The sequence below is a fragment of the Rhodoferax sp. WC2427 genome (genome assembly GCF_040822085.1).
Lineage (GTDB): Bacteria > Pseudomonadota > Gammaproteobacteria > Burkholderiales > Burkholderiaceae_C > Rhodoferax_B.
Window position 1 is genome coordinate 282,589 of sequence record NZ_CP162006.1, and the last position, 26,118, is coordinate 308,706.

Here is a 26,118-nt window from a genome sequence, read left to right on the forward strand (position 1 = left end):
ATAGAATCAGCGCAAGCGCCTTATTTGGTTCATAAAAATGCAAGCCCAACATCCTGACACTACCGCCCACCCCAACCAGTTCGCTCTGCTCAAACAGCGCCGCTTCGCGCCGTTTTTCTGGACGCAGTTTTCGGGGGCGGCCAACGACAACCTGTTCAAGTTCTCGTTCACCGTGATGGTGACCTACCAGCTCAGCGTCAGCTGGTTACCACCCGCGCTGGCGGGGCTGGTGATCGGGGCGTTGTTCATTTTGCCGTTTTTGCTGTTTTCGGCCACCAGCGGGCAACTGACCGACAAGTTCCCCAAGACCGCCATGATCCGCACGGTGAAGAACCTGGAGATCGGCATCATGCTGCTGGCCGCCTATGGTTTCCTGTCGACCAACCCGGCGGTGCAAATCCCGGTGTTGCTGGCCTGCGTGTTTCTGATGGGCCTGCACTCCACGCTGTTTGGCCCGGTCAAGTTCGCCTACCTGCCGCAGGTGCTCAATGATGCCGAGCTGACCGGCGGCAACGGCATGGTCGAGATGGGCACTTTTGTGGCCATCTTGCTGGGCAATATCGTTGGCGGGCTGTTGGTGACGATCCCTGAGGTGGGCCACACCGCGGTGGCCATCGGCTGCGTAGGCTTGGCGCTGGTGGGCCGCTGGGTGGCGCAGGCGATTCCGCAGCTGCCGGCCACCGACCCCGGTTTAAAGATCAATTGGAACCCGTTTACCGAGACTTGGCGCAATTTGCAGCTGGCGCACGGCAATCTGGTGGTGTTCCGCTCGTTGCTGGGGATCAGCTGGATGTGGTTTTTTGGCGCGGTGTTCCTGAGCCAGTTCCCCAGCTTTGCCAAAGAGGTGCTGCACGGCGACGAGCAGGTGGCCACGCTGCTGCTGGTGGTGTTTTCCATCGGTATCGGCACCGGTTCGCTGCTGTGCGAGGTGCTGAGCCGCCGCCACGTAGAGATCGGCCTGGTGCCGCTGGGCGCCATCGGCATGAGCGTGTTTGCGGTGGATTTGTACTTTGCCGCGCGCGGCCTGCCGCCCAGCGCGGTGATGGGCCTGGCCGCCTTTACCGCCCAGGCCGCGCACTGGCGGGTGATGGCCGACCTGGCGCTGTTGAGCCTGTTTGCCGGGCTCTACAGCGTGCCCATGTACGCGCTGATCCAGCTGCGCAGCCAGCCCACCCACCGCGCCCGCATCATCGCGGCCAACAACATCCTGAACGCGCTGTTCATGATCGCCAGTTCGGTGCTGGCCGGGGCGCTGCTCAGCGCAGGCTTCACCATTCCCCAGATCTTCCTGTTCACGGCAATAGCCAACGCGGTGGTGGCCTTTTATATCTTCATGCTGGTGCCCGAGTACCTGCTGCGCTTTGTGGCGTGGCTGCTGTCGCACTGCGCCTACCGCTTCAAGATCACGGGCGACGAGCACATCCCCATGGCGGGGCCGGCCATTCTGGCCTGCAACCACGTCAGCTTTGTCGATGCCGTGCTGCTGATGGCCGCCAGCCCGCGCCCCATCGTGTTCCTGATGGACCACCGCATCTTCCAGGTGCCGGTGCTGGGATGGCTGTTCCGCCTGGCCAAGGCCATCCCGATCGCGCCCCGTTCTGAGAACCCCGCCGCCTACGAAGCCGCCTTCGCCGCCGCCGCCAAGGTGTTGCAAGACGGTGATTTGCTGGGCATTTTTCCCGAAGGCGGCATCACCAAGGACGGCACGCTGCAGGAGTTCAAGGGCGGCATCATGAAAATTCTGGAAACCGCCCCGGTGCCAGTGGTTCCCATGGCGTTGACCCACCTGTGGGGCTCGTACTTCAGCCGGATCGAAGACGGCACCGCCATGGCCAAGCCGTTTCGCCGCGGGGTGTTGAACCGGGTGGGACTGAACGTGGGGCCTGCGATGGCGGCGGGTGCGGTGCAGCCGGAGGTATTGCGGTCGCGGGTGGCGGGGTTGGCTGGCACCATGCCATAAATTGGAAAATTGGCCATGTTCCAAGCCACCATTTGCCTTGACGGTGAAGTGATGGCCTGCGCCCCCCATCGGCGCCTGCGACCAGCTTATCGCTGGCATCGCCTTGGCGAACGACATGACCTTGGTGACCCGCAACATTCGGGAGTTCGAGCGTGTGCACGGCTTGCGCGTGGAGAATTGGTACGGCTAAACCGTCCCGGGCAATAGCGGCTACCCCGCCATCCGTAGCCTACGCGCCGCATCTTCTGCCTTCGCATCGTCAATTTCACGCATCACGCTGCCCATGTCGACCGCGCCGCGCTGCGGCTGGTAGTGGCCGGTGAGCACCACCTCGGTGGAAAGCAGGCCGCGCTGGTAGAGCTCCCACATCTCGGGACCAAACTGGGTGCTCAGCAGTTCGGGGGCGAACTGGCCGAAGAAATCGCGCAGGTTCACCACGTCGCGCAGCAGCATGCGCTGGGCGTGGTTGTTGCCCGCAGCGTCCACCGCCTGGGGCAGGTCGATGATGACCGGGCCGTCGGCAGCCAGCAGGATGTTGAACTCGGACAAATCGCCGTGCACCGTGCCCGCGCATAGCATGCGCACCACCTCGGCCAGCAGGGTGGCGTGGTGGTGGCGGGCATCTTCGGGGCTGAAGGCCACGTCGTTCAGGCGCGGGGCGGCATCGCCGTGGGCGTCGGTTACCAGCTCCATCAGCAGCACGCCTTCAAAGAAGTTGTAGGGCTTGGGTACGCGCACCCCGGCATCAGCCAGCTTGTACAGGGCATCCACCTCGGCGCTTTGCCACGCTGCCTCTTGGGATTCGCGGCCAAACTTGCTGCCCTTGGCCATGGCGCGGGCCTGGCGGCTATTTTTGACCTTGCGGTTTTCGGTGTAGTCCACCGCCTGGCGGAAGCTGCGGTTCGTGGCTTCCTTGTAGATCTTGGCGCACAGGGTGTGGTCGCCGCTGCGCACCACGTAGACCATGGCTTCCTTGCCGCTCATGAGCTGGCGGACCACGGTGTCGATCAGGCCTTCTTCGACCAAGGCTTGCAGTCTGGGGGGTGCTTTCATGGGGTGGATTGTGCCTGCGCGGCCCTAAAAAGATCGTAAACACGTTCTTACGCCCAGGATGGCGCACTCTCCCGGATGTGTGTGCGCGGCCGCCAGCCCAGGCCGAAAACCAAGTACTATATTTTCCATAGCTGGTGGTGTTTGCCTGGTAGGCGCTAGCGTCATGAAAGGATTGGAAGTGAGCAAAGCATTGCGGTTGTCAGAAAAGTGGTTCCAGCGCGGTCTGTGGCTGGTGGCCTTGGTCTTTGCCGGGTTTTTGATCGGCCTGGGCAGCAGCGTGGTGGGCGATCTGCCGCAGGTGGAGCAAACCGTGGGCCTGGAGGACTTCATCGACAAGCCCGCTGCCGCCCAGGTACGGGCCACCATCGCCACCGGACACAAGGCCGAAGAAGCGGCCGATGCCGCCCTGGAGCAGGCCAACCTCAAGCACCAGACGGCCCGCGCCAACAGCAGCGCCGCCCGCGAAACCTTCGACAACTGGCTGGCCACCCGGGGCGCCACGGGCCGCGCCGACCAGGACCCCGAGTTGATCCGCCGCACCCAGGCGCTGGATGCCCTGGCCACCGCCGAGCGCCAAGCCCAAAGCGCCATTGAACAGCAAGAGCAGGTGGCCCTGGATGCCCGCCAGTCGGTGCAGGCCGCGCAAACCCAGCTCGACGCCTTGGAGCGCGCGGCGGATGTGGGCTGGCAGCAGGCCCAGCGGGCCCAGGAGCTGCGGGTGTTCGGCTACCGGCTGGCGCTTACCCTGCCGCTGCTGGCCATCGCTGGTTGGCTGTTTGCCAAGAAGCGCAAAAGCACCTACTGGCCGTTTGTGTGGGGCTTCATTTTCTTTGCCTTGTTCGCCTTCTTTGTCGAACTGGTGCCTTACCTGCCAAGTTACGGCGGCTACGTACGCTATGTGGTGGGCATTGTGTTGACCGTGCTGGTCGGACGGCAAGCCATCGTGGCGCTGAACCGCTACCTGGAAAAGCAAAAGCTGGCCGAAGCCCTGCCCGATGCCCAGCGCCGCGAAGAGCTCAGCTACGACGTCGCCCTGGCCCGCCTGGCCAAAGGGGTGTGCCCCGGCTGCGAGCGGCCGGTGGACCTGAAAAACGACAGCATCGACTTCTGCCCGCACTGCGGCATTGGCCTGTTTGACCACTGCGCGCCGTGCCACACCCGCAAGAGCGCCTTTGCCAAGTTCTGCCATGCCTGCGGGGCATCGGCCACCGTGCTGCCGCCGGTGGCGGCCACTCCGCCGTCGGTTTAGCCGCAAATACGGGAACTTGGGGGAAATTGTGTAACGCTTGCACATAGTTTGGCGTGTGCATTTAAGATGCGGGTAAACCCCAGTGTCTTCGCTTCTGCTTCCCAAAGGTCGCCCACCATGAGCCTGCTCACCCATTTGCGCGCGCGCATCCCCCTGTTGGCCCTGACCGTGGGCGCTTTCGGCATCGGATCCACCGAATTCGTCATCATGGGCTTGCTGCCCGAGGTGGCGGCGGATCTGAACGTGTCCATCCCCTCGGCCGGTATGCTGGTCACCGGCTACGCCATGGGCGTGGTGGTGGGTGCCCCGCTGATGGCTGCCGCGCTGTCACGCGCACCACGCAAGGGCAGCCTGTTGGCGCTCATGGCCATCTTCATGCTGGGCAATCTGCTCTGTGCCGTGGCCCCCAGCTTCGGGTTGATGATGGCGGCGCGGGTGTTTACCGCGTTTGCCCACGCGGCCTTCTTTGGCATGGGCGCGGTGGTGGCCGCCGACCTGGTGCCACGCGACCAGCGCGCCAAAGCCATGGCGCTGATGTTTGCGGGCCTGACCCTGGCCAATGTGCTGGGCGTGCCTGGCGGTACGGCCTTGGGCCAGGCGCTGGGTTGGCGTTATACGTTTGCGGTGGTGGCGGCGATTGGCATGGTGGCCCTGGTCGGCATTGCTGCCGTGTTGCCGCGCATGCCTGCCTTGGCCAGCCCCGGCCTGGCGCAAGAGTTCCGGGTGCTGCGCGACCCGCGTGTGTTGCTGGGCATGGCCATGAGCGCGCTGTCGGCGGCCAGCCTCTTTGCGGTGTTCACCTACATCCGCCCCATCCTCAGCAATGTGACGATGGTGACCGATAGCGGCGTGAGCGCGTTTTTGCTGCTGTTTGGCGTGGGATTGACGATTGGCAACATTGCGGGCGGCCAGCTGGCCAACCACCGCCCGCTGCGCCTGATCCGCATCGTGTTCTTTTTGGTGGTGCTGGTGATGGCCGCCTTTACCTACACCAGCCACAGCTACTGGCCAGCCATGCTGACCCTGCCTTTGTGGGGTGCGCTGGTGTTTGCGGTGGTGCCTCCACTGCAGATGCGGGTGATCGACGCGGCGCACAACGCGCCCAACCTGGCCTCAACATTGAACCAGGGCGGCTTCAACATTGGCTGCGCCAGCGGGGCCTACCTGGGCGGCCTGGCCATCCAGTCCGGCGTGCCGTACAGCCAGCTACCCTGGGTGGGCGCAGCGCTGGCGCTGGCAGGTTTTGGCCTGAGCTTTGTCGCCCGCGCCCAAGACCGCAAGCATGGTCGTACGCAGGCGGCGCAGGCGCAGCGGGAAGCAGCGGTGTTTGCGCACTGACATTTTTATGGGCAAAAAAGGCACTTTGCGCTGATGCCATAAGCAGCACAAGCTCTCAAAATGAGAGCGTTTGTCTGCTGCCTACACCCCGCGTGCGCGTTCGGCCTTGAACTGCGCCCGGAACGCGCCAAACGCGCCTGCGTCCAGCGCCTCGCGCATCTCGCGCATCAGGTTCAGGAAGTAATGCAGGTTGTGGATGCTGGCCAGCATGGGGCCGAGCATTTCGGCGCAGCGGTCCAGGTGGTGCAGGTAGGCGCGGCTGAAGCCGTCGCGGCCGCCATCGGCATAGGCCACGCCGCTGGTGCCCGCGCAGGCGTGGCAGGTGCAGGTGACGTCCAATGGCTGCTCGTCGGTTTTATGGCGGGCGTTGCGGATCTTTAAGTCGCCAAAGCGGGTAAATAGCGTGCCGTTGCGTGCATTGCGGGTGGGCATGACGCAGTCAAACATGTCCACGCCGTCGGCCACACCCTGCACCAGGTCTTCGGGCGTGCCCACGCCCATCAGGTAGCGCGGCTTGTGGGCAGGCAGGCGGTGCGGGGTGTGGGCCATGATGCGCAGCATCTCGTCCTTGGGCTCGCCCACGCTGACACCGCCCACGGCGTAGCCGGGGAAGTCCATTTCCACCAGCTGCTCCAGCGATTCCTGGCGCAGGTTTTCAAACATGCCGCCCTGGACGATGCCGAACAGGGCGTTGGGGTTTTCCAGTTTGGCGAATTCGGCCTGGCAGCGCTTGGCCCAGCGCAGGCTGAGCTCCATGGAGACGCGGGCTTCGCGCTCGGTGGTGATGTGGCCCTTGGTGTCGTAGGGCGTGCACTCGTCGAACTGCATCACGATGTCGGAGTTCAGCGTGGTCTGGATTTGCATGCTGATCTCGGGCGTAAGAAACAGTTTGTCGCCGTTGACGGGCGATGAGAACTTCACGCCTTCTTCGCTGATCTTGCGCATTTCGCCCAGGCTCCACACCTGGAAGCCACCGCTGTCGGTCAGGATGGGCTTGCTCCACTTTTCGAACTGGTGCAGGCCGCCAAATTGGGCCATCACGTCCAGGCCGGGGCGCATCCACAGGTGGAAGGTGTTGCCCAGGATGATCTGCGCGCCCATTTCCTCCAGGCTGCGCGGCATGACGCCCTTGACCGTGCCGTAGGTGCCTACGGGCATGAAGATGGGGGTTTGCACCACACCGTGGTTCAGCGTCAGCGTGCCGCGGCGGGCGTGGCTGCCCGCGTAGTCGCCGCGGGGCTGGTCGGTGGCGAGAAGGTCAAATTGCAACATGGTCGGGGCTCGTTTTGGAAAGCAGCATGGCATCGCCATAGCTGAAAAAGCGGTACTGCTCGCGGATAGCGTGCTGGTACAAAGCCATGATTTTCCCGTATCCGGCAAACGCGCTCACCAACATCATCAGGGTGGACTTGGGCAGGTGGAAGTTGGTCACCAGCAAATCCACGTGCTGGAACACAAAACCGGGGGTGATGAAGATGCGGGTGTCGCCCGTGGCCTGGCCGGATTGGGCCCAGGACTCCAGCGTGCGCACGGTGGTGGTACCCACGGCAACAACCCGGCCGCCGCGCGCTTTGCAATCCGCAATCGCTTTCTGGGTGGCCTCGGGCACCTCATACCACTCGCTGTGCATTTGGTGTTCGGCCAGGTTTTCGGTTTTTACCGGCTGGAAGGTACCGGCACCCACGTGCAGGGTCACGCTGGCGCGCTGTACGCCCTGGGTTTCCAGCTGGGCCAGCAGCGCATCGTCAAAGTGCAGGGCGGCGGTGGGGGCGGCGATGGCACCGGGGCGACTAGCGAACACGGTCTGGTAGCGCAGCGCGTCTTCTTCCGAATCGGTATGGGTGATGTAGGGCGGCAGCGGGATGTGGCCATGGCGTTCCATCAGGGTGTAGGGGTCGTCGCCCGCGTTGTTGCTCAGCACGAAGCGGAACAGCGTGCCGTGGGCATCGGGCCAGCGGCCCAGCAGGGTGGCGCAAAAGCCACTTTCCCCGTCTTTGCCGACCAGGGCGATGGTGGTGCCCGGTTCGGGCTTCTTGCTGACCCGCATATGGGCCGCCACCTGGTTGCCAGTGAGCACACGTTCAACCAGCAGCTCCACCTTGCCGCCGCTGGGTTTTTCGCCGAACAGGCGGGCTTTGAGCACCTTGGTGTCGTTGAACACCAGCAGGTCACCGGCTTTGAGCAGCTGGGGAAGGGTGTGGAAGATGCGGTCAACGGGGGCCGGGCCCATGCCGTCGAGCAGGCGCGAGCCGCTGCGTTCGGCAGCAGGGTGCTGGGCGATCAGTTCGGCGGGCAGGACGAAGTCGAAGTCAGAGAGCGTGAAGCTGCGGCTGGCGGTGCCAGAGGGGGTGTCAGGAGTAAGCATGGTCCCGATTGGAACCCAGAAAAGCCGCGGTGTTTACCAGCTCGCCTGCGCCATGCCGGACCAGAGCTCGTTCAGGTCTTTGAAACGCCAGAATTCGGGGTCTTCGCGGCCGGTGATCTTTTCCTTGCAGCCCGGTGCAGACAGATCGACCACCTCGGGTGGTATCCGCATGTCGGAGTTGGTGGAATAGAACACCTTGACCACGGGTTTCAGCAGCGAGCTGGCACATTGCTCCATCACCACGCCCAGACGGCCAGAAGTCAGCCGCACCAGCGAGCCCGTGGGATAGATGCCCAGGCTCTTGACGAAGGCCTGGAATATTTGCGGGTCCAGGTGGCTGTTGGTCCATTCGGCCATTTTTTTCAGCGATTCGGAGGGGTCCCAGCCTTTTTTGTAGGGGCGGTTCGAGGTGATGGCGTCGTACACATCGCAAATGGCGCCCATCTTGGCAAACAGGCTGATGCTGTTGCCCTTTTGCCGGTCGGGGTAGCCTGTGCCGTCCATTTTTTCATGGTGGTGCAGCACCACATCCAGCACGATGTCGTCCACGGCCTGTTTGTCCGCCAACATGCGGTGGCCTTTTACGGGGTGGGACTGGATGATGCGGAACTCGGCATCGGTCAGCTTGCCCGGCTTGTTCAGCACCTCCATGGGCATCACCGCCTTGCCCAGGTCGTGCAGCAGGCCAGCCAGGCCGAGCGAGCGGGTTTGTGCTTCGTCCAGCTTGAGCTGGCGCGCCAGCGAAATCATCAAGGCGCAGACCGCCACCGAATGCATGTAGGTGTAGTCGTCTGCGTTCTTCAGCCGGGCCAGGCTGATCATGGCCTCGGGGTTGCGGATCACCGAGTCGGATACCTCGTTCACCAGGTTATGGGCCAACTCGGTATTTACCGTATTGCCCATGCGCGCTTCCTGGAACATGGCGATGACAGCCTGCTTCGATTTTGCGCAGATCTGCGCGGCCCGCGCGTACTCGACCGCGACCGAGGTGGGGGTGGTGTCTCGCGCAGGTGCTTCCGCCTGCAAAATTTCCTGCACCACGGCCTGGATGGTTTCCACCTGCATGACCGTTTCGGTGCCGGGGGGAACGTCCAGGCCTTTGCTGGTGTCGATCCACACGTCCCGGATGTCGCTGGCCAGCACCCGGTCAATATCGAGGGGATCTGTCAGCACAAAGTGGTTGCGCCAGAAAGGATGGTCCATCCACGGACCACAGAAGCCGTCGATATGCATCCCCAGAGTCAGTTCTTGGACGTTAATTCGTTTGAGCATAAAACGCTGCTCGGGTGCGAGGCAGGCAAAAAAGAGTACAAAACACGGTCAGGTTGCGTCAATTTGACGCACCTTGCAACAAGATGATACGTTTACTTTGCGGGAGGACGTGCGGCATCTCCGCCCAACCACCCTGGTATGCGCTGCCCACCACCGGGCCAGTGGATGCAACAGGGCAAAATCCGCCCCCATGGCCGCCCCTCCATCCCCGTTGAATCCCGCACAAAAAGCCCTGCTCAAAATGGGTTTGCGCCGCGACATCGACCTGGCCCTGCACCTGCCCCTGCGCTACGAGGACGAAACCCGCATCACCCGCCTGGCCGACGCCCGCGAGGGCGACACCGTGCAGATCGAGGCCACCGTCACCCACAGCGAAGTCAGCCTGCAGTCGCGCCGCCAGCTGCTGGTGACGGTGGATGACGGCAGCGACACCTGCACCCTGCGTTTCTTCAGCTTCTACCCCTCGCACCAGAAAACCCTGGCGGTGGGTGCGCGGCTGCGGGTGCGTGGCGAGGTCAAAGGTGGCTTTCTGGGCAAGCAGATGCTGCACCCGGTGTTCAAATTGGCTGGGGGCGAGCTGCCCACCGCGCTCACCCCGGTCTACCCCAGCGTGGCCGGGTTGCCACAGGCCTACCTGCGCCGGGCCGTGCTGGGCGGCTTGAAGCGCGCCAACCTGTCCGAAACCCTGCCGCCGGACGGCCCGGACTACAACCCCCAGTATTTAAGCCAAACAGGCCTCCAGCGCCATTGCAGCCTGCGTGAGGCGCTATTGTTTTTGCACCATCCCGCGCCCGACGTGTCGCTGGCCGCGCTGGAAGACCGCAGCCACCCCGCCTGGCAGCGCCTGAAGGCCGAGGAGCTGCTGGCCCAGCAGCTCTCGCAGCTGCAGGCCAAGCGTGCGCGCGATCTGCTGCGGGCCCCGCCACTGGTACCGCTGGACGGTGCCCGTCTATTGCATGGTTTGCGCGCCGCGCTGCCCTTTGCCCTCACCACCGCCCAGCAGCGCGTGGGGGCCGAGATCGCTGCCGACCTGGCCCGGCCCGTGCCCATGAACCGCCTGCTGCAAGGCGATGTGGGTTCCGGCAAAACCGTGGTCGCCGCGCTGGCCGCCTGCACCGCCATGGACGCGGGCTGGCAGTGCGCGCTGATGGCCCCCACCGAAATCCTGGCCGACCAGCATTTCCGCAAGCTTGTCGCCTGGCTGGAGCCGCTGCTGGCCCCCTTGGGCAAATGTGTGGCCTGGCTCACCGGCAGCCAAAAAACCAAGCAGCGCCGCGAAATGCTGGCAAAAATCGCCAGCGGCGAGGCCGCCCTGGTGGTGGGCACCCATGCCGTGATCCAGGAAAAAGTGGTCTTTCACAACCTGGCCCTGGCGCTGATCGACGAGCAGCACCGCTTTGGCGTGGCCCAGCGCCTGGCCCTGCGCAGCAAGATGGTCGACGGCGCGCTGGAGCCGCACCTGCTGATGATGACCGCCACCCCCATCCCGCGCACCCTGGCCATGAGCTACTACGCCGACCTGGACGTGTCCACCATCGACGAACTGCCGCCCGGGCGCACGCCCATCGTCACCAAGGTGGTCAACGACGCCCGCCGCGACGAGGTGGTGGACCGCATCCGTGCCCAGATCGCCCAGGGCCGCCAGATCTACTGGGTCTGCCCGCTGATCGAGGAAAGTGAGGCGCTGGACCTGCGCAACGCCACCGAAACCCATGCAGCGCTGAGCGAAGCCCTGCCCGGCGTCATGGTCGGCCTGCTGCACTCGCGCATGCCGGTGGCCGAGAAGAAGGCGGTGATGGCGCTGTTCACCGAAGGCAGCATGGGCCTGCTGGTCAGCACCACCGTGATCGAGGTCGGTGTGGACGTGCCCAATGCGTCGCTGATGGTCATCGAGCACGCCGAGCGCTTCGGCCTGAGCCAGTTGCACCAGCTGCGTGGCCGGGTCGGGCGCGGCGCGGCGGCCTCGGCCTGTGTGCTGCTGTATTCCACCGGTGACGCGCCGCGCCTGGGTCAGATCGCCCGCGCCCGCCTGCAGGCCATGGCCGAGACCAACGACGGCTTCGAGATCGCCCGCCGCGACCTGGAAATCCGCGGCCCCGGCGAATTCCTCGGGGCCCGCCAGTCGGGTGCACCGCTGTTGCGCTTTGCCGACCTGGAAACCGATGCCGACCTGCTCGAATGGGCCCGTGCCCTGGCCCCGCACATGCTGGACCGCCACCCGCACCTGGCCGAACAGCACGTGCTGCGCTGGTTGGGCGGCAAGGCCGAGTATCTGAAGGCCTGACCCGACGCCTAAGCGAACGGCCCCAGCCCCGACCACAACGTGTTCAGGTCCTGGAAGCGCCAGTACGCCGGATCTTCGCGCCCGGCGATCTTGTCGGTGCAGTCGGGTGCCGACAGGTCTATCACCACCGGCAGGATGCGCATGTCGGACTTGGTGGAAAAGAACGCCTTGACGATGGGTTTGAGCAGGGAATTGGCGCTTTGCCCGGTCACCACCGCTATGCGCCCGCTGGCCAGCCGCACCAGCGACCCCGTGGGGTAGATGCCCAGGCTTTTGACGAAGGCGTGGAACACCTGGGTGTCGAGATGGCCGTTGGTCCATTCGGCCATTTTCTTCAGCGATTCGGACGGATCCCAGCCCTTCTTGTAGGGCCGGTCGGAGGTGATCGCGTCGTACACATCGCACACCGCGCCCATCTTGGCCAGCTGGCTGATGGCATCGGCCTTGTGCCCATTGGGGTAGCCGCTGCCATCCACCTTTTCGTGGTGGTGCAGCACGATGTCGAGCACCGCCGGGTCGTCCGTCAGGCATTCGACCAGCAGTTTGTGGCCCTGGGTGGGGTGGGCCTGGACGACCGCGAACTCGGCGGGCGTGAGCTTGCCGGGCTTATTCAGTACCTCCAGCGGCACCAGCGCCTTGCCCAGGTCATGCAGCAGCCCGCCCATGCCGGCCGAGCGGATCTGGGCCGCGTCCAGCTTGAGCTGCAGCGCCAGCCCCACCATCAGCGCGCACACCGCCACCGAATGCATGTAGGTGTAGTCGTCCACCGTCTTGATGCGCGCCAGGCTGACCAGGGCGCTGGGGTTGCGCATCACCGAGTCGCTGATCTCCTGCACCAGATGCTCGGCCAGCTCGGTCTGCACCATCTGGCCCAGCCGCGCCTCCTGGAACATGGTGGTGACGGCCAGCTTGGCTTTGGCGCAGATCCGGGCAGCCCGCGCGTACTCCTCGGCGGCCGTGGTGGGGGCGGTGTCGCGCGCAGGCGCGGGGGCTGGCGTCGCGTGGGGGGCGGCTTCGGGCAGGGCCTGCGCTGCCACCTCGGGTGCCACGTCCAGGCCCTTGCCGGTGTCGATCCACACTTCTTGCACGCTGCTGGCGCGCACCCGGGCGATGTCTTGCGGGTCGGTCAGCACAAAGTGGTTGCGCCAGAACGGGTGCTCCATCCACGGCGCACAAAACCCGTCGATATGCATACCGAGGGCCAGGTGGCGAACGCTGATCCGTTTGAGCATGGTGCGCAGCGGTAATCCGTGTGGGGGGCAGCAGGGTGGGCGTGCCACCAGTATGGCGCAGTATGCAGTTTTTCATGCACAAATTGGCAACACGTCGTCCCCACTATTGGGGATGAAAATGACCGCTTGTGCTTGTCTGTTAAGCGCCAGTAGCTACTTTTTTTGAAGTGGGCGGTCGGTGGTGCTGGCGGGCGCTCTAAGATGCAGCTTTTCTGGAGAAAGCGCGAGGGTGGGCTATGCGAGTCTGGGTATTGGGGATGTGTGTGGCGCTGGCCTGCAGTGGCTGCGCCGTGATCGCGGTGGCCGACGCGGTGGTGACCACCGGCGCAGTCATTGTCAAAACCGGGGTCAAGGCCACCGGGGCGGTGGTGGGCGCGGTGCTGCCGGATTAACCTTCGGCTGCCTTGTCCCTACGGCGGTGGCGGGTGGACAATAGCGCCCATGACCCTCACCGAACTCAAATACATCGTGGCTGTGGCCCGTGAGCGGCACTTTGGCAAGGCGGCCGAAGCCTGCTTCGTGTCCCAGCCTACGCTGTCGGTGGCGATCAAGAAGCTCGAAGAAGAGCTGGACGTCAAGCTCTTCGAGCGCAGCGCCAACGAGGTCACCATCACCCCGCTGGGCGAAGAAATCGTGCGCCAGGCGCAAAGCGTGCTGGAGCAGGCCGCCGCCATCAAGGAAATTGCCCAGCGCGGCAAAGACCCGCTGGGCGGCGCGCTGCGCCTGGGCATCATCTACACCATCGCCCCTTACCTGCTGCCCGACCTGGTGCGCCAGGTGATCCAGCGCACGCCGCAGATGCCGTTGATGCTGCAGGAGAACTTCACCGTCAAGCTGCTGGAGATGCTGCGCATGGGCGAGATCGACTGCGCCATCATGGCCGAGCCCTTCCCCGATACCGGCCTGGCCGTGGCCGCCCTGTACGACGAGCCCTTCATGGTCGCCGTGCCCACCCACCATGCGCTGGCCGCGCAGACCAGCGTCACCTCCGAGCAGCTCAAGGCCGAGACCCTGCTGCTGCTGGGCAGCGGCCATTGCTTCCGCGACCACGTGCTCGAGGTGTGCCCCGAGTTCGCCCGCTTCTCCAGCGGGGCCGAGGGCATCCGCAAGAGCTTTGAGGGCTCGTCGCTGGAGACCATCAAGCACATGGTCGCCGCGGGCATGGGCATCACCCTGGTGCCGCGCCTGAGCGTGCCCAAGGCCGCCCTGGTGGCCAAGCCCAAACGCACCCGCAAGGACGACGGGGGCGACCCGTTTGTGCGCTACCTGCCGTTTGACGGTGACCCGCCCATGCGCCGCGTGGTGCTGGCCTGGCGGCGCAGCTTTACCCGCTACGAGGCGATTGCCGCCCTGCGCAACGCCATCTACGCCTGTGAACTACCCGGCGTGAAACGCCTGTCCTGAAACCCGAAAACCCCTGTGGAGAGCCTTGTGAAGTTTGCGCAACCCGGCATTTTGGAACCCGTGCTCGCCCATGGGCGTTACCTGTTTTTGTCGCCCGCGGCCGGGGCTACGCCCGCCGCCCTGGGTGCGGCCTTGCAAGCCCTGGCGGCCCTGGCCGACGGCCGGTCGGTGGTGGTCGGCATCGGTGCCAAGCTGGCGGATGCGCTGGGGGCCGAAGTGCCCGGCCTGCGCGCCATGCCCGACTTTTCCGGTCACGGCGTGCAGGTGCCCAGCACCCCGGTGGCCCTGTGGTGCTGGGTGCGCGGCGCGGCGCAGGGCGAGGTGGTGCTACACGCCCGCCGCCTTGAGAAAGCCCTGGCCCCGGCCTTCCACCTGGACCGCGTGCTCGACGGCTTCCGCCACGGCGACTCGGAGTCCAACGACCGCGACCTCACCGGCTTCGAAGACGGCACCGAAAACCCCGAAGGCGAGGCCGCCGAGGCCGCCGCCTTGGTGCACGGCGCACCCGAGGGCATGGCCGGCTCCAGCTTCGCCGCCCTCCAGCAATGGGTGCACAACCTGGACGCCTTCGACGCGCTGGGCACCGCGGGCCAGGACAACGCCATGGGCCGCCGCAGGGCCGACAACGCAGAGCTGGACGATGCGCCCGCCTCCGCCCACGTGAAACGCACCGCGCAAGAAAGCTTCAGCCCCGAAGCCTTTGTGCTGCGCCGCTCCATGCCCTGGGCCGTGGGCCACCAGTGTGGCCTGTTTTTTGTGGCCTTTGGGGCCAGCCTGTACGCCTTCGAAGCCCAGATGCGCCGCATGGCCGGGCAGGAAGACGGCATCGTGGACGCCACCTTTACCTACTCCAAACCCGTCACCGGGGCCTACCTGTGGTGCCCGCCCGTGCGCGACGGCAGGCTGGACTTGCGCCAGTTGGGTCTGTAAATCATTTGCTATCTAAATAGTAGCTGCTTGCGCTGATTAGATAAGCGCTAGCGGCCATTTTTATTATGAATTCTCCCCGCCTCTACTTACAACTTATCCGCTGGGACCGCCCCGCGGGCTGGCTGCTGCTGCTATGGCCGACGCTCAGCGCGCTGTGGATCGCCGCGGGCGGCTTTCCCGGCTGGCACCTGCTGCTGGTCTTCACCCTGGGCACCATCCTGATGCGCAGCGCGGGCTGCTGCCTGAACGACGTGGCCGACCGCGAGTTCGACAAGCACGTCAAACGCACCGCCCAGCGCCCGGTCACCAGTGGCGCGCTATCGGTGGGGGCCGCGCTGGGCTTTGGCGCGCTGCTGGCCCTGGCCGCGTTTGCGCTGGTGCTGACCACCAATGCCGCCACCGTGGTCTGGTCTTTCGCCGCCCTGGCCGTGGCCGTGGTCTACCCGTATGCCAAGCGCTATGTGTCCATGCCGCAGGCGGTGCTGGGCGTGGCCTTCAGCTTCGGTATCCCCATGGCCTTCGCCGCCGTGCAGGGCGGGCCACCGTGGCAGGTGCTGTCGGCTGCGGGCTGGGCCGATTTTTCGCTGGCCAAGCTGGGGGCCAGCGTGCCACCGGTGGCCTGGGTGCTGCTGCTGGGCAACCTGTTCTGGGTGCTGGCCTACGACACCGAATACGCCATGGTGGACCGCGACGACGACCTCAAGATCGGCATGAAAACCTCGGCCATCACCCTGGGCCGCTGGGACGTGGCGGGCGTCATGGCCTTCTACGCCACCTTTATGCTTATTTGGGTGCTGGCGCTCATGCCGTATGCGCTAGGCGCTATTTTTTACATAGCAATTGGCGTGGCCGCCCTGCAAGCCCTGTGGCACTGGACCCTGGTCCGCCACCGCACCCGCGACGGCTGTTTCAAAGCCTTCCGGCTGAACCACTGGGTGGGCTGCGCAGTGTTTGCGGGGGTGGCGGGCAGCTACGCCTTGGGCCGCGCCTTGGCCTGAGCCTTGGGTTTTTTCGGCTTCGGCTCGGGCAGCGCCCCGGCCGTGGCCTGCACCAGCTGGCACAGCCAGGCGGCGTCTTCCCACTGGTCGGCGGTGACGCACCAGTGCGGTTTGGCTCCGGGGTAGGGGAAGCCTTCCACGGGCTGGGGCATTACGGCCTTGCCTGCGTCGGTGGGCTTCAGAAACAGCTGGTTGTCGCACACAAAACCCACCGGCTTGCCCGCCAGGTACAGGCAGTATTCGCCAAACATGCGGCGCACCGACACGCTGCCGGTGGCGGCCAATTGGTCGAGCAAAAATTCTGCGGTGCTGGGGTGGGTGGACATGGGAATTCCTAGGGAGGTGCAGTGTCGCCCAGTTCCGTCTGGCCGTCTTGGCGTTTGGCCCGCCACTGCTGCGGCGTGGCGCCGAACTGCTGGCGGAAGGTCTGGATGAAGTAGCTGGGGGTGGCAAAGCCGCAGGCCCAGGCCACCTCTTTGCCCGCCATGTCGGTCTCGGCCAGCAGATGGGCGGCGCGGTCCATGCGCTGGCGGTTGATGTGGGCAATCAGGTGGCCGCCGGTGGTCTGGCTGAACACGTGCGACAAATATTCGGGCGTGCACCCGGCCTGCGCGGCCAGGGCGGTGACGTTGAGGCTGTGGTCGCCCAGCTGGTTGTTGACCCACATGCGCACCCGCGCCACCAGCGGCGGCTCGGGCTGGGTGCGGGGCGCGGCATCGTCCAGCACCCGCAGCACACCGGCGCAGGCACTGGCCAGCAGGGCGCGCACCTGCAGGCGGGCATCGGCATCTTCCACCGCGCCGCCCAGCGCAGCGGCATCGGCCAGCCAGTCGTGGATGCGGGCGGCGTGCGGGTGCTGGCGCGACTCCAGGTGGTCAATGCCGGGGCGGCCCGGCGAGGTCTCGGTGGCGAGGTGGCAGGTGAGGGCGGTGCCGTCGGCGTAGACCACGATGTTGCTGAAGTCGCTGCCCACGGTGGTTTCGGCATGCAGCATGCGCGGCGGCATCAGCAGGGCCTCGCCCGCGCGCAACGCCAGCGGCCCGTGCGGCAGGGTGAAGCAGGTGCTGCCGCCGGTCTGCAAAAACAACTCGGGCACCAGGTGGAAGTGGCCTTCGCCGCGCAAATCGCCCACCCGCGGCCCGCCGCAGGGGCGCACCGGCAGGCTGTCGGCCAGCAGCCCGGCCATGCTGTGGCGCAGCTGCTGGCGCATCCACAGTGCTTTGTCGGCGCTGTTGCGGGCGGTTTCTGCCTCTAGGGATTTGAGGCCGCGGCGCTCTGGTTTTTGTTGCATAGGTATGCCATTAAATCCAGAGTGCCAGTGCAGCGCCAGAGGCAGGAGTCCGTATTTACCCTTGGATACGGCTTATTGCCCATCCAGGTTTTGTGGCATTGCTTGCAGTTTTCTGGCAGTGGATTCGCTGGTGGCGGGCGGGTCGGGCTCCTAAACTTTCGGCCACACAACCAGGAGTATTCATGGCCCAGCCGTGGTGGAAAAGCAGCGTCGCATACCAGATCTACCCCCGCAGTTTTTGCGACAGCAATGGCGACGGCGTGGGCGATCTGCCCGGCATCACCTCCAAGCTGGACTACCTGCACACGCTGGGTATCGATGTGGTGTGGCTGTCGCCCATCTACCCCTCGCCCAACGACGACGGCGGCTACGACATCAGCGACTACCGCGCCATCGCCCCCGAATACGGCAGCATGGCCGACTTCGACCAGATGCTGGCGCAGATGCACCAGCGCGGCATCCGGCTGATGCTGGACCTGGTGGTCAACCACACCTCGGACGAGCACCCCTGGTTTACCGAAGCCTGCCAATCCAAAGACAACCCCTACCGCAATTACTACATCTGGCGTGCCCCGGCCGCCGATGGCGGGCCGCCCAACAACTGGGAAGCCGCGTTTTCCGGCTCGGCCTGGGAGTTCCATGCGCCCACCGGCGAGTACTACCTGCACATGTTCTCCAAAAAGCAGCCCGAGCTGTATTGGGAAAACGCGCTGGTGCGCGCCGAGGTGTATGCGCTGATGCGCTTTTGGCTGGACAAGGGTGTGGACGGCTTCCGCATGGACGTGATCAACATGGTGTCCAAAACCTACGCGGCGGATGGCAGCCTGCCTAACGCCCCGGTGGTGCGGCCCGGCTTTTTGCAGCCCGCGTTCACCCTGGTCACCAACGGCCCGCGCCTGGTGGAATACCTGCAGGAAATGCGGCGCGAGGTGCTGGACCACTATGACACCATCACCGTGGGCGAAGCACCCAACGCCACGCTGCGCCAGGGCGTGGAAATCACCCACCCCGAGACCGGTGCCTTGGGCATGCTGTTCCAGTTTGAGCACATGGATCTGGACTCGGTGCCCGGCCATGGCGAAGGCAAATGGGCGCTGCGCAAGCTGCCGCTGGGCGAGCTCAAAACCAGCCTGTCGCGCTGGCAGGACGGCCTGGCGGGCCGGGGCTGGAACAGCCTGTACCTCAGCAACCACGACCAGCCCCGGCCGGTGTCGCGCTTCGGTGACGACGGCGCGTACCGCGTGCAGTCCGCCAAGATGCTGGCCACGCTGCTGCACGGCATGCAGGGCACGCCCTACGTGTACCAGGGCGAAGAGCTGGGCATGACCAACAAGCCCTACGCCTCGGTGGCCGATTGCTACGACCTGGAGTCGCGCAACATGTTTCGCACCGCCACGCAAGAGCGCGGCGTAGACCCCGAGGTAGCCCTGCAGGCCATCCGCACCAAGGGCCGCGACAACGCCCGCACTCCCATGCAGTGGAACGCCACCACCCACGCCGGTTTCACCACCGGTACGCCCTGGCAGCCGGTCAACCCCAATTACCCCGCCATCCACAGCGAGGCGGCGCTGGCCGACGCGGACTCGGTCTTCCACTACTACCGCGCCCTGATCGCCCTGCGCAAGGCGCACCCGGTGCTGGTCGACGGCCGCTACAAGTTGCTGCTGGCCGAGCACCTCGAGATCTACGCCTACCTGCGCACCCTGGGCAAGAAGCGCTGGCTGGTGGTGTGCAACTTCTACGGCGGCACGCCGGTGCTGTCCCTGCCGTACCGCGCGGCGCAGCGGGTGATTGGCAACTACCCCGCAGCGGGCATGGATCTGCAGAGCATGGTTTTGCGGCCCTATGAGGCGGCGATTTTTCGGTTGGAGTGAGTGTTTTTTTAACTTTGAAGGAGACAAGAATGAAGATGCAAAAAATGGTGTGGATGGGGGCTTTGGCCCTGGGCGCGGCAGGTGCGCAGGCGGCGGGCGTGACGCTCACCATGACCTGCGGCTCGGCTGAGCAGGACGTGCAGTACTGCAAAAAAATCGCCACCGAGTGGGGCGCCAAGACCGGCAACACGCTGGAGCTGTTGAGCGTTCCCCAGTCGTCCAGCGACATCCTGGGGCTGTTTCGCCAGATGTTTGCCGCCCGCTCCGACAAACTCGATGTGATGCAGATCGACGTGGTCTGGCCCGGCATCCTGAAAGACCAGTTGCTCGACCTCAAGCCCTACACCAAGGGCATCGAGAAGACCCATTTCCCCGCCATGGTGGCCAACAACACCGTCAACGGCAAGCTGCTGGCCATGCCCTGGCTGACCGATGCGGGCGTGATGTTCTACCGCAAGGACCTGCTGGCCAAATACGGCGAGAAGCCGCCCACCACCTGGGCCGAGCTCACCACCACCGCCAAAAAAGTCATGGACGGCGAGCGCAAGGCGGGCAACGCCGCCATGCAGGGCTTTGTGTTCCAGGCCAAGGCCTACGAGGGCCTGACCTGCACCGGCCTGGAATGGGTGGCCAGCTTTGGTGGCGGCACCATCATCGACCGCGCGGGCAAAACCACCATCAACAACCCCCAGGCGGCCAAGGCGCTGGACTTGGCCGCCAGCTGGATCGGCACCATCGCCCCCACCGGCGTGCTCAACTACGCCGAAGAAGAAGCCCGCGGCGTGTTCCAGAACGGCAACGCCGTCTTCATGCGCAACTGGCCCTATGCCTGGGCACTGGGCAACGGGTCTGACAGCAGCATCAAGGGCAAGATCGGGGTGATGGTGGGCATGCCCAAAGGCGACGGCCCCAACAGCACCGGGGCTGCTGCGCTGGGCGGTTGGCAAATGGCGGTCAGCAAATACACCAAGCACCCCAAGGAGTCCGCGGACCTGGTGCTCTACATGACCAGCGAGGCGGTGCAAAAAGAGCGCTCCATCACCCTGGCCTCCAACCCCACCATCCCCGCGCTGTACCAGGACAAAGACATCCTGGCCGCCAACCCGTTCTACGGCGATTTGTTTGAAACCCTCAAGGTCGCCGTGCCGCGCCCGGCCACCGTCACCGGCATGAAGTACAACGAGGTGTCCGCCGCCTTCTGGAACGCCACCCACGAAGTGCTGTCCGGCAAGGCCACCGGCGCCGAGAGCGTGAAGAAGCTCGAAGGCAAGATCGACGGCATCCGCCGCGGCCCGAGCTGGTAAAAAGTGCTGCTATCGTTTTAGCCTGATTTTTCAGGCATAAAAAAAGCTGCCCGTGCTGATTCAACCAGCACGGGCAGCTATCAAAAAGTAAGCAATTTTGCCTCGCTTTGGAGCATCAGCGGCGGTGGCCCACGCTACACCGCCCGGTAGATGCGGTAGTGCGCATGCGCCTGCACCAGGCGCAAAAAGGGGGCCTGGTCCAGCGGGCCGTGGGCGTAGGGGTGGGTGTAGCAAACCCACAGGTCGCGCGGCTGGGCGGCCAGGGAGGCCTGGATGTGTTGCAGGATGGCCGCCAGCACCACCTCGCTGAAGGGGTTGTAGAAATACGCCACGCAAGGGGTGTGGGGCAGCACGAACTGGGTGGCATCCTGGTGCACCGACTGCAGATGGCGGCAGCGCTGGCCGGGGTGGCGAAAGCTGGCGATGTTGCGCAGTGCCACGGCGTGCAGCGCCTGCGCAAACTCCACCCCCCACACGGCCTGGAACGGCCACAGCGAGGCCAGCAGCATCGCCTTGCCCTTGCCCGAGCCGTAGTCTATGAAGCTGTACTGCGCGTGGTCTATGGGCAGCTGCTCCATCTGGCGCTGGAACACCTGCGGGTCGGTGCCGTGGTAGTAGTGCCCCAGGTCGCGGTGCTGGCCCACCACGGCCAGGTCGCTGAGCTGCGTGATGCCTGCGGTGTCGACCTGGTAGTCGCGGTCAAACTGCTGCTGCACGCGCAGGGCGTCGGCTTCCCACCGCCTGCGCTGCGGGTCCAGGCGGCGCACCAGATAGCGGGCGAACTCGGGCACATAGGCCAGCGTGCCCCACAGGCCCCGGTGGGCAAAGGACCGGCGGACTTTGGCGCGCACACTGCGCAGGCTGGAGGCGAATCCCATGGTGGTGGACGGTAGGAGGGGTTGGATGGAATGGGCCGTTCACGCCCATCCAGCCAGTATAAGGTGCTATCAAAATAACAAATCCTCCCCTGCGCACGCACCACCCGTGGGCTGTTACAAGCCGATCACACCACCGTCGTTCTTGGTGATCATCACCGTGGCCGAGCGGGGGCGGGCGCTGCTGCCGCCGGGGCCGTAGGCGGCCACACCGGCACCGTTGCCGGGCCAGTGGCTTTCAAACTTGGTCGGGTCGCCGATGTTGGCGGCGGCGGTGTTTTCACCCGGGTGCTGGATGTTGACGAACAGGGCTTTGCCGTCGGGCGACTCGGCCACGCCGGTCACCTCGGCACCCAGCGGCGCGGTCAGGAAGCGGCGGAAGATGGTGTCGTTCATCTTTTTGCCCGCATAGGTGTCTACCACCACCGGGGCGGTGCCTGCGGTGCCGGGCTTGCCGTTGGCCTGGTTGGTCACGGTGATCTTGCCGCCGTCGCCGTAGCTGCCGGGTACGGCGGCCAACAGCATGCAGTTGGTGACGTCGGTGTAGGCGTTGTCGTCGGTTTCGATCCACAGGATGCCGCTGGCCTTGGAGAACCAGCAGCCGTCGGGCTTGGACAGGTCGTTCACCGAGGTCAGGCCCGAGAGGTTGACGTTGTTCTGGTAGTTGACGTTGTCCAGCCCGATGTCGGCCGCGGCCTGGCTGGCGAACAGGTAGATGTCCCAGTTGAACGTGGTGGCCGATGCCAGGTTGCCGGTTTCGCGCATGCGCATGACCTGGCCGTTGACATTGCCCTTTTGGGCGGTTGCACCCTTGTTGTCCAGCCAGTAGCGGGGGAAGGCCGGGTCCACATCGGGGTTGGGCACGTTGTTGCCGCTGGTGCTGCCCACGTTGCCGCGGTCGGGGTTCTCGGTCATGGTGATGTAGATCTCGCCATTGCGCGGGTTCACCGCCGTCCACTCGGGGCGGTCGCACTTGGTGGCCCCGGCGGCATCTGCAGCCAGGCGGGCGTTGACCAGCAGGTCGGCCAGGTCGGCAAAGGCGTAGGCGCTGTTGCCGCTGATGGCGGGGTTGCCCAGGTCCAGCTTGAGCCAGGTGCCCGAGCCGTCGGCGTTGAACTTGGCGGCAAACAGCGTGCCGTTGTCCAGGTACTTGGCACCCGTGGCCAGGCGGTCGGTGGGGTTGGCATCGGCGGCGCTCCATACGGCGTTGGACACGTATTTGTAGACGTATTCGCTGCGCGAGTCGTCGCCCATGTAGAAGGCCAGCGGCTGGCCGACCACCGGGTTGCTGGGCCAGGCGCCTTCGTGCGCAAAGCGGCCCAGGGCGGTGTGCTTGACCGGGGTGGACGTGGGGTTGTAGGGGTCGATCTCGACCACCCAGCCAAAGGTGTTGTGGCTGTTGCGGAAGTCGTCGCTGCCGTCGGTGGAGGTGCCGAGCTTGCTGGCGTCCCAGCGGGCGTATTCGGTGTTGCTGCTGTCCGCGGGCACCACGGTGGCCCAGCGTTGGCCGCCGCCTGCGCCCTGGGCCAGGCCGATGCGTTTGAAGGCGGTGCGTTCCTTGGCGCTGCGCAGTGCGTCGTCGGCGCTGCCGCGGCGGAAGAAACCGGCAAAGTTTTCTTCGCAGGTCAGGTAGGTGCCCCAGGGCGTGTAGCCGCTGGCGCAGTTGCCGATCATGCCGCGGGTGGCGGTGCCGTCGGGCGAGTATTTGGTTTTCAGCAGGGCGGAGCCTTTGGCCGGGCCGCTAAACACCATGGGGGTGCGGGGGGTGACGCGGCGGTTGAAGGTCGAGGCTTTGGCTACGCCAAAAATACCTGCCGTCTTGCTGATTTCAATGATCGACGCGCCGTGGGCTTCAACTTCTTTCAGTGCTTCGGCTTCGGGGCGTGGGCCTGCGCTGGAGGCGATGTTGGTCTGGCCGTTGGGGTGCATGAAGGGCACCGTGCCGTTGACGGCTTCGTGGTTGATGGCCATCAGCGCGCGGCTGTTGCTGGTCTGCGAGGGCTTGCCGTCGGTGGTCAGGCCAAAGTAGTGCATGCCGTCGTGGTGGTCACCGCTGCGGCGGGCAAAGTTGCCGTCGGTACCGTTGTTTTGGTAGTCGCCCACGGTAGGGTCGATGGAGTCGCCAGTGGCATAGACCACGGTGGCGGTGTAGCCCGCAGGCACGGTGACGGCATCGGCCAGGCTTTTGGCCACAGCGGTAAAGCCCAGTACCGGTGGCAGCAGCGGGGCGGCCACGGCATCGTCGCCGCCGCCGCAGGCCGCCAGGCCCAGACCGCCCAGGCTGGCCGTGGCCAGCGCGCCCACGCCGGAACGCAGCACCTGGCGGCGGCCCAGCGGGGTGGCCATCACGTCTTGCAAGTGGCGGTTGGCACTGGGGTTGTTGTCGAGGTCGTCGGGGTCGGTGAAGGCGTGGACAGGAGTGTTCATCGGGGGTTTCTGTGTGAAGAAGAGGTAAAGCGCTAGCCTATCCACGCCGTATGACAGGTCTGTGAATCACCGGTGCGCTGCCGCGGGGCTGTCATCGCCCTGACACACCGCCGCCCTAGAGTGCGGGCTTTTGCCTAGGGGTGTGTCCATGTTGGTTCGAAGTCTTGCGTCCGTGCTGGCCGCGCTCAGTCTGGTGTCTTGTGCGTCTGTGGGGCCGCAGGCCACCCCGGGTTTTGCGTTTGGCCTGTGGGGCGACATGCCCTACCAAAAGGCGGGCGACGGCAGCAAGCTCCCGGCGGTGCTGCGCAGCATCAACCAGTCGGACATCGCGTTTTCACTGTACGACGGCGACATCAAGGACGGCAGCTCCCAGTGCACCGACAGCATCTACCAGGATGCCTTGGCGATGTTTGGCAGCATGGCCAAGCCCGTGGTCTATGTGCCCGGCGACAACGAGTGGACCGACTGCCACCGCCTGAACAACGGCGGCTATGACACGCTGGAGCGCCTGGCCTACCTGCGCCGCGTGATGTACCCCACCCTGAACAGCCTGGGCCAGACCCAGATGCCGCTGGAGCACCAGGGCCAATTGGGTGAAAAGTACGTGGAAAACACCCGCTTCAGCCATGGCGGCGTGGTGTTTGTGGGCCTGAATGTGCCCGGCAGCAACAACAACCTGGTGCTCAGCGCCAAGGAATGCAGTGCCAAGAGCGCACGCAAGACCGCGCAGTGCGATGCCGCCAGCGCCGAATACCTGGAGCGCGACAGCGCCAACGTGGCCTGGCTGGCCGCCTCGTTTGCCCAGGCCAAGGCCCAAAAGGCGCGCGGCATCGTGCTGGTGCTGCAGGCCGACCCCGGCTTTGACCTGCCGGAAACCGAAGACGTCGACGAGAGCACCGCAGCGGGCTATGTGGGCTACCGCAACTTCATGGACGCAGTCGTCAAGGAGACCGAGCAGTTCCCGGGCCAGGTGCTGTTTGTGCACGGCGACACGCACTTCTTCAAGCTCGACAAGCCCCTGTACAGCCCCACCAGGATGCTGCCCAACCTGACCCGCCTGCAAACCTTTGGCAGCCCGTCGCTGCACTGGGTGCGGGTCACGGTGGATGTGGCTTCAGACAACGTGTTCACCGTGCAGCCGGTGGTGGTGCGCCAGCCTTGAGCGGGTTGTCTCGCCCGTAAAAAAGGCCTCTACCGCACAGCGTGTGTGCGGTAGAGGCCCTAACCCGGCACTGCCTACCCAGCCTTTGGGGACTCGGTATGCGTTCGGGACACAGGAAGTGGAATTGCGCAACGTCCGGCCAGAGGGCCGCAAACCTGCCAACCAGGCGCTGCGCAATTCCTGGGGTGGCACCCGCTGCGCCAAAGGCCAGAAGCCCAAGCGCAGTGCGGTGCCGCCCTACAGGACTTACTCGTTGTTGTCGGTCGAGAAAGTGTGCACGGCGCTGTAGGCGTTGGTCACGCCGGGCACGGTGCTGGCGATGTAGCGGGCCTTGGCTTCTTCGACGGGGCCTTGGGCCCAGCCGTGCAGGGTCACGGTGCCGTTGCTGGCGGTGACGGTCAGGTCCTTGGCTTCATCGCCCAGCTGGGTGCTGATGGCAGATTGCACCGAATTGGCCAGGTCGGCATCGTTGCCTGCGGCGTGGGCGGGGAGGAAAGCGCCTGCAGCCAGGGCGAACAGGGCGGAAGCTGCAACGCGGTTGAAAGAGCGGGTCATGGTAGTGTCCTTTGGGTGGTTGTCCGCTTGGCGGTGTTATTCAATGGAGTGATGGTCCCAAACCAGGGCTAACGGTGTGTGTCGGATCCGCTGGTTTGTGTTGCATCTGTCATCGAATGGCACCGGGGCCAAGAGGCTTAGTCGTTGGTGTCGGTCGAGAAGGTGCGCACGGTGCTGTAGGCATTGGCCACACCCGGCACGGTGCTGGCGATGTAGCGAGCCTTGGCGTCTTCTTGCGGGCCCTGTGCCCAGCCGTGCAGGGTCACGGTGCCGTTGCTGGCGGTGACGGTCAGGTCCTTGGCATCGCTACCCAGCTGCGTGCTGATGGCGGACTGGACCGAGTTGGCCAGGTCTGCGTCGTTGGTGGCAGCGTGGGCGGGGAGGAAAGCGCCAGCGGTCAGGGCGAACAGGGCAGAAGCAGCGATGCGGTTAAAAGAGCGGGTCATGGTGGAATCCTTTGGGGTTGTTGCAGTGTTTTGCGATGGGGTGATCTTCCCAAGCGGCGGCGGCTTGTGTGTGTCGGCAAGCCGCAGGCTGTGTTGCAA

At 65.1% G+C, this 26,118-nt stretch carries 22 protein-coding genes and 1 pseudogene; 12 read left to right on the forward strand and 11 right to left on the reverse strand.

Going from position 1 to position 26,118, the window contains the following annotated elements; genetic code table 11:
- The first annotated feature begins 37 nt into the window (after positions 1-37).
- Together AB3G31_RS01340 and AB3G31_RS01345 are read left to right on the forward strand one after the other, a co-directional pair.
- Complete coding sequence (locus tag AB3G31_RS01340) at positions 38-1,960, forward strand: MFS transporter (protein ID WP_367848443.1); 1,923 nt, start codon at positions 38-40, stop codon at positions 1,958-1,960.
- 64 nt (positions 1,961-2,024) lie between these two features.
- Positions 2,025-2,150: pseudogene (locus AB3G31_RS01345) on the forward strand (VapC toxin family PIN domain ribonuclease); the annotation flags it as partial.
- 20 nt (positions 2,151-2,170) lie between these two features.
- Here the strand turns inward: AB3G31_RS01345 and AB3G31_RS01350 are convergent.
- Positions 2,171-3,013, reverse strand: coding sequence for a PA4780 family RIO1-like protein kinase (locus tag AB3G31_RS01350; RefSeq protein ID WP_367848444.1), 843 nt, complete (start codon positions 3,011-3,013; stop codon positions 2,171-2,173).
- Between the two features lie 178 nt (positions 3,014-3,191).
- Here AB3G31_RS01350 and AB3G31_RS01355 point away from each other — a divergent pair, with 178 nt between their 5' ends.
- A complete protein-coding gene (locus tag AB3G31_RS01355) occupies positions 3,192-4,262 on the forward strand; it encodes a serine endopeptidase (protein WP_367848445.1) in 1,071 nt (356 codons plus the stop codon).
- Positions 4,263-4,379: 117 nt separating this feature from the next.
- Positions 4,380-5,600, forward strand: a complete 1,221-nt coding sequence (locus AB3G31_RS01360) for an MFS transporter (RefSeq protein ID WP_367848446.1) — start codon at positions 4,380-4,382, stop codon at positions 5,598-5,600.
- 81 nt (positions 5,601-5,681) lie between these two features.
- On the opposite strand, the gene tgt is transcribed toward AB3G31_RS01360, so the two are convergent.
- Genes tgt through AB3G31_RS01375 form a run of 3 tightly spaced genes read right to left on the reverse strand, consistent with a single transcriptional unit; the run spans position 5,682 to position 9,237 of the window.
- Positions 5,682-6,872 carry a tRNA guanosine(34) transglycosylase Tgt gene (tgt, locus tag AB3G31_RS01365; protein ID WP_367848447.1) on the reverse strand — a complete coding sequence of 397 codons (1,191 nt, stop codon included), beginning with the start codon at positions 6,870-6,872 and terminating at the stop codon, positions 5,682-5,684.
- Positions 6,859-7,965, reverse strand: coding sequence for a tRNA preQ1(34) S-adenosylmethionine ribosyltransferase-isomerase QueA (queA, locus tag AB3G31_RS01370; protein ID WP_367848448.1), 1,107 nt, complete (start codon positions 7,963-7,965; stop codon positions 6,859-6,861). Before queA ends, tgt begins: the two co-directional genes overlap by 14 nt.
- Before the next feature lie 33 nt (positions 7,966-7,998).
- A complete protein-coding gene (locus AB3G31_RS01375; protein WP_367848449.1) occupies positions 7,999-9,237 on the reverse strand; it encodes an HD-GYP domain-containing protein in 1,239 nt (412 codons plus the stop codon).
- A 190-nt stretch (positions 9,238-9,427) separates the two neighbouring features.
- Here AB3G31_RS01375 and recG point away from each other — a divergent pair, with 190 nt between their 5' ends.
- A complete protein-coding gene (gene recG / locus AB3G31_RS01380; RefSeq protein ID WP_367848450.1) occupies positions 9,428-11,521 on the forward strand; it encodes an ATP-dependent DNA helicase RecG in 2,094 nt (697 codons plus the stop codon).
- Positions 11,522-11,529: 8 nt separating this feature from the next.
- On the opposite strand, the gene AB3G31_RS01385 is transcribed toward recG, so the two are convergent.
- Complete coding sequence (locus AB3G31_RS01385; protein WP_367848451.1) at positions 11,530-12,753, reverse strand: HD-GYP domain-containing protein; 1,224 nt, start codon at positions 12,751-12,753, stop codon at positions 11,530-11,532.
- A gap of 236 nt (positions 12,754-12,989) precedes the next feature.
- Between AB3G31_RS01385 and AB3G31_RS01390 the strand changes: the two genes are divergently transcribed.
- From AB3G31_RS01390 to ubiA, 4 genes are all read left to right on the forward strand, one after another.
- A complete protein-coding gene (locus AB3G31_RS01390; RefSeq protein ID WP_367848452.1) occupies positions 12,990-13,145 on the forward strand; it encodes a hypothetical protein in 156 nt (51 codons plus the stop codon).
- A gap of 49 nt (positions 13,146-13,194) precedes the next feature.
- A complete protein-coding gene (locus tag AB3G31_RS01395; protein WP_367848453.1) occupies positions 13,195-14,157 on the forward strand; it encodes a LysR substrate-binding domain-containing protein in 963 nt (320 codons plus the stop codon).
- 27 nt (positions 14,158-14,184) lie between these two features.
- On the forward strand, positions 14,185-15,087 hold the full coding sequence (locus tag AB3G31_RS01400) for a Dyp-type peroxidase (RefSeq protein WP_367848454.1): 903 nt from the start codon (positions 14,185-14,187) through the stop codon (positions 15,085-15,087).
- Between the two features lie 65 nt (positions 15,088-15,152).
- Positions 15,153-16,085 (forward strand): 4-hydroxybenzoate octaprenyltransferase, encoded by a 933-nt coding sequence (gene ubiA, locus AB3G31_RS01405; RefSeq protein ID WP_367848455.1) that lies wholly within the window; start codon positions 15,153-15,155, stop codon positions 16,083-16,085.
- Here ubiA and AB3G31_RS01410 read toward each other — a convergent pair.
- Together AB3G31_RS01410 and AB3G31_RS01415 are read right to left on the reverse strand one after the other, a co-directional pair.
- Entirely contained in the window at positions 16,058-16,411 is a 354-nt protein-coding gene (locus tag AB3G31_RS01410; RefSeq protein WP_367848456.1) for a TfoX/Sxy family protein, read from the reverse strand. The genes ubiA and AB3G31_RS01410 overlap by 28 nt on opposite strands.
- 8 nt (positions 16,412-16,419) lie before the next feature.
- Positions 16,420-17,376 carry a helix-turn-helix transcriptional regulator gene (locus tag AB3G31_RS01415; protein WP_367848457.1) on the reverse strand — a complete coding sequence of 319 codons (957 nt, stop codon included), beginning with the start codon at positions 17,374-17,376 and terminating at the stop codon, positions 16,420-16,422.
- 182 nt (positions 17,377-17,558) lie between these two features.
- On the opposite strand from AB3G31_RS01415, the gene AB3G31_RS01420 reads away from it, so the two are divergent.
- Together AB3G31_RS01420 and AB3G31_RS01425 are read left to right on the forward strand one after the other, a co-directional pair.
- Positions 17,559-19,250, forward strand: coding sequence for an alpha-glucosidase (locus AB3G31_RS01420; protein WP_367848458.1), 1,692 nt, complete (start codon positions 17,559-17,561; stop codon positions 19,248-19,250).
- A 29-nt stretch (positions 19,251-19,279) separates the two neighbouring features.
- Entirely contained in the window at positions 19,280-20,554 is a 1,275-nt protein-coding gene (locus AB3G31_RS01425) for an ABC transporter substrate-binding protein (protein ID WP_367848459.1), read from the forward strand.
- Between the two features lie 134 nt (positions 20,555-20,688).
- Here the strand turns inward: AB3G31_RS01425 and AB3G31_RS01430 are convergent, their stop codons facing one another.
- Together AB3G31_RS01430 and AB3G31_RS01435 are read right to left on the reverse strand one after the other, a co-directional pair.
- Complete coding sequence (locus AB3G31_RS01430; RefSeq protein WP_367848460.1) at positions 20,689-21,432, reverse strand: hypothetical protein; 744 nt, start codon at positions 21,430-21,432, stop codon at positions 20,689-20,691.
- A gap of 114 nt (positions 21,433-21,546) precedes the next feature.
- On the reverse strand, positions 21,547-23,856 hold the full coding sequence (locus AB3G31_RS01435) for a PhoX family phosphatase (RefSeq protein WP_367848461.1): 2,310 nt from the start codon (positions 23,854-23,856) through the stop codon (positions 21,547-21,549).
- Between the two features lie 148 nt (positions 23,857-24,004).
- Here AB3G31_RS01435 and AB3G31_RS01440 point away from each other — a divergent pair, with 148 nt between their 5' ends.
- Entirely contained in the window at positions 24,005-25,018 is a 1,014-nt protein-coding gene (locus tag AB3G31_RS01440) for a hypothetical protein (RefSeq protein ID WP_367848462.1), read from the forward strand.
- Between the two features lie 246 nt (positions 25,019-25,264).
- On the opposite strand, the gene AB3G31_RS01445 is transcribed toward AB3G31_RS01440, so the two are convergent.
- The gene (locus AB3G31_RS01445) at positions 25,265-25,573 is read right to left on the reverse strand and encodes a BON domain-containing protein (RefSeq protein WP_367848463.1); all 309 of its coding nucleotides are present in this window, start codon (positions 25,571-25,573) and stop codon (positions 25,265-25,267) included.
- A gap of 137 nt (positions 25,574-25,710) precedes the next feature.
- Positions 25,711-26,019, reverse strand: a complete 309-nt coding sequence (locus AB3G31_RS01450) for a BON domain-containing protein (protein WP_367848464.1) — start codon at positions 26,017-26,019, stop codon at positions 25,711-25,713.
- Between the last annotated feature and the right edge of the window lie 99 nt (positions 26,020-26,118).